The organism is Geobacter hydrogenophilus (assembly GCF_018501225.1).
Classification (GTDB): Bacteria; Desulfobacterota; Desulfuromonadia; order Geobacterales; family Geobacteraceae; genus Geobacter; species Geobacter hydrogenophilus.
In genome coordinates, this window is record NZ_JAHCZI010000014.1 from 97,477 (window position 1) to 104,326 (window position 6,850).

6 protein-coding genes are annotated in these 6,850 nt (G+C 54.0%); 2 read left to right on the forward strand and 4 right to left on the reverse strand.

What is annotated here, in order from left to right; genetic code table 11:
* Positions 1-26: 26 nt before the first annotated feature.
* Positions 27-1,277 (forward strand): YfdX family protein, encoded by a 1,251-nt coding sequence (locus KI811_RS16630; protein WP_214187592.1) that lies wholly within the window; start codon positions 27-29, stop codon positions 1,275-1,277.
* A gap of 646 nt (positions 1,278-1,923) precedes the next feature.
* Here KI811_RS16630 and pal read toward each other — a convergent pair.
* From pal to KI811_RS16650, 4 genes are all read right to left on the reverse strand, one after another.
* A complete protein-coding gene (gene pal, locus KI811_RS16635; RefSeq protein ID WP_214187593.1) occupies positions 1,924-2,514 on the reverse strand; it encodes a peptidoglycan-associated lipoprotein Pal in 591 nt (196 codons plus the stop codon).
* Between the two features lie 929 nt (positions 2,515-3,443).
* Positions 3,444-4,073, reverse strand: a complete 630-nt coding sequence (locus tag KI811_RS16640) for a class I SAM-dependent methyltransferase (RefSeq protein ID WP_214187594.1) — start codon at positions 4,071-4,073, stop codon at positions 3,444-3,446.
* Between the two features lie 17 nt (positions 4,074-4,090).
* Entirely contained in the window at positions 4,091-5,791 is a 1,701-nt protein-coding gene (locus tag KI811_RS16645) for an FAD-dependent oxidoreductase (RefSeq protein WP_214187595.1), read from the reverse strand.
* A 95-nt stretch (positions 5,792-5,886) separates the two neighbouring features.
* Positions 5,887-6,348 (reverse strand): universal stress protein, encoded by a 462-nt coding sequence (locus KI811_RS16650; protein ID WP_214187596.1) that lies wholly within the window; start codon positions 6,346-6,348, stop codon positions 5,887-5,889.
* 176 nt (positions 6,349-6,524) lie between these two features.
* Between KI811_RS16650 and KI811_RS16655 the strand changes: the two genes are divergently transcribed.
* Positions 6,525-6,850, forward strand: a 326-nt coding sequence (locus tag KI811_RS16655) for a cation-transporting P-type ATPase (RefSeq protein WP_246551826.1), incomplete at its 3' end; no start/stop codon positions are given.

Consider the following 6,850-nt stretch of genomic DNA (forward strand, 5'->3'; position numbering starts at 1 on the left):
GTAAGTCACGAAAGGAGCGGCAGAACATGAAAAGATCAGACCTTTTTCTCTTGGCACAGCTGGTGGTCACACTGCTTTTCCCACCATCCTCTTTCGCTGAAGCGGCAACAGACCCTGCGTCCGGGCTTTACCGGAGCATTACCCAGCGGGAAGAAGAGGTTATTTCCAGGACTGCGGTCATGGCGCTTCGCGCCATTGTCCAGGCTCGAGCGGACATTCATCAGGAGAAACTGGAAATGGCACGGCAGGACCTGGACGAGGCGAGACGTCTCATGACGACCATACGGACGAACTTGTCGACTGCTGTGGCAAAGGATAGCATCTGGGTTGCCGGAAAACATCTGGAGTACGAAACCGTGCCGAGGGTGATGAAGGATTTCCCTCCCATCTACAGTGCTCTCCATGAGATAGAGGAGTATTTCCCGACGGATAAGGCAAAGCGGCACATCGACAACGCCAAGAGGTATCTGGAAAAAGGAGAGAAAAAGGGTGCCCAACGGGAACTGCACCTGGCAGCCAACGAATTGGTTGTCGTGGAGGTGGAACTCCCTCTGGCAAAGGCGGAGAAATTCGTGGAAAAGGCTGGGGAATATCTCGCCCGAAACGAGGGAGCAAAGGCCGATGAAGCCCTGAAGATAGCGGAAGAAAAAGTTCAGGCGCTCAGCGCGGAGTCGCCGCTTCGGGGTGCCCTGAAGAGTTTCTGGCAGGCTTCCCGCTCCTATGCGGCTGGGAAATCTGCTGAAGCGAGGAGTTTCATCGAACAGGGGAAGGTTTACCTCGGGCAGGCGGCCAAGACAGGAAACACCAAGGGGAAAGAAGAAGCCGATAAACTTTCCCGTAGCATTGCCGAGCTTGAGCGGAAGGTGCATAAGGGGGAGAACGGCGTCGAAGCTGCCCTCAAGTCAACCTGGGAGAAGACTAAGGCCCTTGCGGAGCGGGATTCGGAATACCTCGCCGCACGATGGGAAGAGTCTGAAACTACTCTGGGGGCCGAAGACGACCTCATTGAGGCAAAGCTGCACGTATCCTTTGCCGAGACATACCAGATAACGACAAACGAGCAGTCGAAGGCTGTCGAAGAACTAGAAAAGGCTTCCTCCTATCTGGAGAAAGCCATTAAAAACGCCCTTATTGACAAGGCGACCCAAAAGGAAATCGCTGCGATCAGGAAAGAAGTTACATCGCTCAGAGGAGCGCCTGAGCAAAGCGATGAAGCTTGGGAGGATCGTTACGACCAGATCAAAGATGAGATAAACAGACTGCTCCGACAAGTCTGAATGGAAAAGGAATAGGAGCCATGCAAAAACAGGCCTGAATCGCCGGGAGTCGGTATGAAAACAACCCTCATTCGGTGTTTTCATTTTGCGACAGCGGCGCTCCTTGTCACGTTGGCCGCCATACCGTCAGCGACTGCCAGTGAAATTGTCCGCGCCACACTGAACAATGGCCTCCAGGTGGCAGTTGTGCGTAACACCCTCGCCCCGGTAGTCGCCGTTCAGCTCAATTAACTCACCCCGCCGCCTATGCCAACCAATCCGCTCAGAATGCCGGCGGATAGTCCGAGCACCATGCAAATTATTGATATTGTCATAACTTTAGCTTCCTCTCGCACCATCTTTCCCGACAAACAACCTGGTGGTACACTGTTGCCAATAATAACATCATGAGTTTGTCGGAATGGGGTTAAAGAATGTCCCAGCAGGAGCCATCAAAAGAATTTGTTCATCTGCGTCTTCATCGTTTATGAGCTGATTTGACAGTTGATCACTTCGCAAACCGTGATCCTTCGACAATAAACTTCGGCCAGTCGTACAGCGAACGAATCAGATTGATTTGTTTCTCCCATTTGCAGTATCCAGCACTCACTGTTGGATCGATAAGAGAAAAGGAGCCATCGTCGGCTCCCTTTCTCATCAGCACCTTTTACTTGAGAATGACAGTGAAATCATCCCGCCTGTTTTTGGCCCATGCGGCTTCGCTGTGTCCCGGATCAGCAGGTTTTTCCTCGCCGTAGCTGATTGTGGATAGACGAGCGGCCGGAACGCCCAGGGTAATCAGATATTTCAGCGCCCCCTGTGCCCTCCTCTCTCCAAGGGCAAGATTGTACTCGTCTGAACCACGCTCATCACTGTTTCCTTCAATTCGCACCTGGAAGCCATTATTCTGTTTCAGCAATTCAGCGTTTTTTACCAGCGCTTCGCGGGCTGCGGGAGAAAGCTCGGACGAATCGAAATCAAAGAAAATTTTTGTCAGGGCAACCTGTAATTGAGCTTCTGTCTTGGTTTTTTGGTCCACATCACCCTTGGCCTGTCCGACAATCTGACCGTCCTTAATCGGTTGCTTTTTTATCCCAGCTTCCGGTTCTGCCGGCTTGACGACAGTCGCTTCAGCAGCCTTGCTGGATGCGATTGGAGGAACCATCTCGTCTTTCTTCACCGTCTCTTGTTTGGCGCAACCGGCCGCCACAAGTATCCCGATGCTTAAGAGCACTAAACGCCGCAACATTATTCTCATAGCAATACTTCTCCTGTATTAAATTGAACGAATGGAGGCAGAGGTCAAAATATCACCACGCGAAGACGTCCATTCTTACTAAAACTGAATGGGATCAACGAGAAAGCTGGATTATGCTCCGCATCCGCTGACAAGAAATCGAGCGCAAGACACAAATAGATATCACACACTCCTACTGCCATGGTGGTGAAACCCAGAAAATGCCATGCGTCAACGGGTAGATAGATCAGAAGTTCAGGCGTAAGCTCTGGGGGGTGCTCTGGCAGAAATGAAACAGACTACAGGGGAAGTGGTCTTGCGGTTTTCGAAATGGAAGGCTGAGACATGAGGCTTTGGTTCGTTGAAAGGGTCGGGTTGCCAGCAAAGATCAATGGCCTGACCGTGCTTTTCAATACCTGCCTGTGTCGTTTTGATCTGAGTTTCAATTACGGCACGTGGCCGCGACTTGGGTTTATGGGATTTTGCTATGTTAGATGTCCTCATCCCCAAGAGGACGAGACAGAGGGAAACGGTCAGCATGACCGGCAGAAAAAATCTTCTATCTAATAGAGAAATGCTCCGCCCTTTCATGAGGACGATATTTATACCGAATAACGATCTATTGCAAGTGCTTCTCTGAAGTGTTCTAAAACTCGCTGGAGTCTTAGAACCGATCAGGCGCGCCTCTATCTGCGACCACGTGAAGATTCCCCCCCTGTCGCCCTCCGCCAGCCCAAGCTGGCCTCCCCGTTTCACTACGAAGAACAACTTTAGCCCCTGTTGTCTGATTATCGATCCTTTGAGTGAGGATATAGGTAGCCCCATCTTTATCCCGGGCCTTGGAACCCCACGCGGTGATCCTGTCGTTGGGCCGGATGTCAATTCCATGTTCGGTTGCACATTTCTCTCCCGTCACATGGATTGATCTGACTTGTGGCTTTGCCGAACGGCTATGAAAGGACCGTGCTTGGCTTGCTGTCTATGGGATAGCTGTCGTCTTTGACTGCAACTATCTGAACTATGGAAGCCATCCCTGTATGATGTCTTCCTTCCAGAACCTCCCTTTCTGTTTCAACGGCATGAATAAGCCGCAGGCCTGCCAACTCCTGACGCAAGGCATCGAGCGACATCAGCATGTCTTCAGACTGCGGGCCACCCGTGCCATAACCGATTTGACGCAGGCTAAAAGCTTCGAGAACGAAGACCCCACCGCATTTCAATCCATTCACTACAGACTTGTGGAGCGGGACGCGAATTGCAGAAGGCAGGTGGCAATAGATCGATACAATCCCCTCCCAGCTTTCTGGCGCAATGTGAAAATCACGCAGGTCTGCCACGACCGTTGCGATGGTGACCCCACAATCCAATGCAAATTGCTTGGCTTTACCCATCCCGACACCCGAAGAGTCGACTGCAACCACATCATAGCCGCGGGATGCAAGATAGACGGCATTCCTTCCTTCTCCTTCGGCCAACGACAGGATTTTTCCGAGAGGAATGATGTCTGTCACTGATACGAGAAAATCGTTAGGCGCGGTCCCGTACGCAAAGCCGGGCTGGCTGTAACGTTCGTTCCACATGGATTCACTCCCCCCGTTTATTTTTCCGGCTCGTTAGCCAGCGCACCACGCCGAAGTTCGTAGGGCCACGTCATGATGCCGCCGTCCATGAACTTGGCATTCTCGAACCCTGCCGCCTCAAGGATCTTCTGGGCCTCGTACCCCCTCAGGCTGACCTTGCAGAAGGCAACAATTTCCCTTCCCCTGGGGAGCCCCTCCAGTTTTTCCCGCAGGATTCCCAAGGGAACAAGGGTGGCCCCCTCGATGCCTACTTCCGCATGCTCCGCCGGAGAGCGGACGTCGAGGAGAATGAAGTCGTCGCCCTCGTCCAGCATCTGCTTCACCTTCCGGGGAGAGATCCCCTTGGCGTGGCCGGCAAGCTTGTTCTTGAGGATGTCGGCTGCCACGATGAGGTTGTCCATGGCGGCGGAGTAGGGTGGGGCGTAGGCAAGGTCCAGATGGGAGAGCTGGTCGGCGGTGGCGCCAAAGGTTATGGCCGCGGCTGCGGCGTCCACTCGCTTGTCGACGGCGCCTTCCCCAACGGCTTGGAGTCCGAGGACCCTGCCGGTAGACCGTTCTGCCACAAGCTTCAGGGCGATCGGCTTCGCACCAGGGAAGAAGTGGGCCCTGTCGGGGGCGGGAGAGAGGACGGCTTCGATGTCATATCCCTGGGCACGTGCCTCGGTCTCGGTGAGGCCGGTCCTCCCGGCGTTGATGGAGAAGACCCTGACGATGCTGGTACCGAGGATGCCGGCAAAGGTCGCGTCGCCCCCAGCGGCGTTAATCCCGGCGACCCGCCCCTGCTTGTTGGCCGTGCTGCCGAGGGGGAAGTAGGTTTTCCTGCCGGTGACCAGGTGCGTTGTCTCGCAGCAGTCGCCGCAGGCATAAATGGCAGGGTCGCTGGTCCGCATGCGTGCATCAACGGCGATTGCCCCGGTAGCGCCGATCTCCAACCCGGCCTCCGCAGCCAGCTTCGCGTTTGGTGTAACTCCCGGCGCAAGAACGACCAAGTCAGCCGGCACCTCGCCTCGCTCAGTCAGAACCTTACGGACCTCAAGGGTGCCGTCGAAGCCGATTACTCGGCACGAGGTCATGACTTCCACATCATTCTGGCGGATATGTTTTTCCACTAAACTTGCCATCTCGGGATCCAGAACTCCCGGCAGAAGCTGATCGCGCATCTCTACGACGGTGACCTTCATTCCTTTCTTCTTCAATGCCTCCGCCGTTTCCAGTCCGATCAGTCCACCGCCGACAATGCACGCAGCCTTGCCCGCCACGGCCTGCTCCTTCAGCAGTTCAGCGTCTTCAATGGCTTTGACCGTCAGAATATTAACAAGCTCCCGGTTTTTAAGGGGAGGGAGTGTCGGTGAGCTCCCCGTGGCCAGAACCAGCCTGTCATACTCAAGGGAGAACGATTTAGAACCTTCATTCCCGAGCAGCTGTACCGTTTTCGTCTGCCGATCGATACCAATCGCCTCGGTTCCGGTGATAACGTCAACCCCCTTTACCTTTTTGAAGAAGTTCGCATCGCGAATCACCCCGACGGGGGTACTCATCAATTCTTTTACATCAGCGACAGTATCCGAAACGAAATAGGGAATGCCGCAGGCACCATAGGAGATGAAATTCCCCCGATCGATCAGGGTAACCTCCGCATGGGGATTCATCCTTTTTGCCTTTGCTGCGGCCTTTGCCCCTGCGGCATTGGCTCCGATTACGACAACCCGCAACTTCATGGTTGACCTCCATAGTAATGACAAGGTTTATAGCACATAATATGAATAATGGAATTTATATATCTAGCTAATACCATTTTTGTGGCCAGATATTCCTACCATTTCACCGGCTGTGGTTCCTTTTTGACAAGAAGAACCGAGCAGGGCATCTTGCGAACGATCTCCTCATTGCTTCGACCGAACAGGAAGTGCTCGATGCGCCACTCTTCGTGGGAGAGCATGATCAGGAGATCGATATTCAACTCCTCCACGGCCTTCAGAATTTCCTTGGTCGGTTCCCCCTTCCTGATCAGCTCGGTCACTGGGAGTCCATTGCTTCGTTCCTTTGCCAGAATCCTGTCCAGATCCTCCTTTGCCTGCCGTGTGATCTTCTCGTACTCCTTTTCGAGGGAGACGATCGGGAGGTTCCATCCTTCAAGTCCGAACGGATTGTGAATTGCGTGAATGATAAAAAGTTCCGCACCAAACTTGCGCGCGAGGGAAACGCCGCAGTGAACCGCCTCCTGGCAGTAGGTGGTCATTCTGCTCACCACAAGAATTCGCCTGAAATCTTCCATGATAGTCACCCCTGTCAGTAAATTTGAACGCCGCTCCTGCAACAAGTGTAGCACGGAACCATTGCGAGAAAAGTATCCACTCCGGTTGCCTGCGGAGTGGGAAGGGATATCCTTAAGCCTGTGAGTTCATCCATCGAGCCGAACGTGCGCACGGTGACCCGAAAGGACTGGCAAGGATGGACAAAAGCCCTGCAAACGACAACCGCTCCACCGGGGATCGTCCGCTGCAAACGATTCCCCTTGCCGAGCTCTTCGGCCGGCTCTCTTCTTCACCCGAAGGACTTTCCCCCGACGAGGCTGCCCGGCGCCTCGAAACGTTCGGCTACAACGAGCTCCAAGAAAAGGATCTCTCCGCTTTCCGGAAACTCCTCACCTTCTTCTGGGGGCCTATCCCGTGGATGATCGAGGCGGCGGCGCTGCTTTCGGCGCTCGTGGGGCACTGGGAGGATTTTGGAATCATCGTCGTCCTCCTCATGGTGAATGCCGTCGTGGGTTTCTGGGA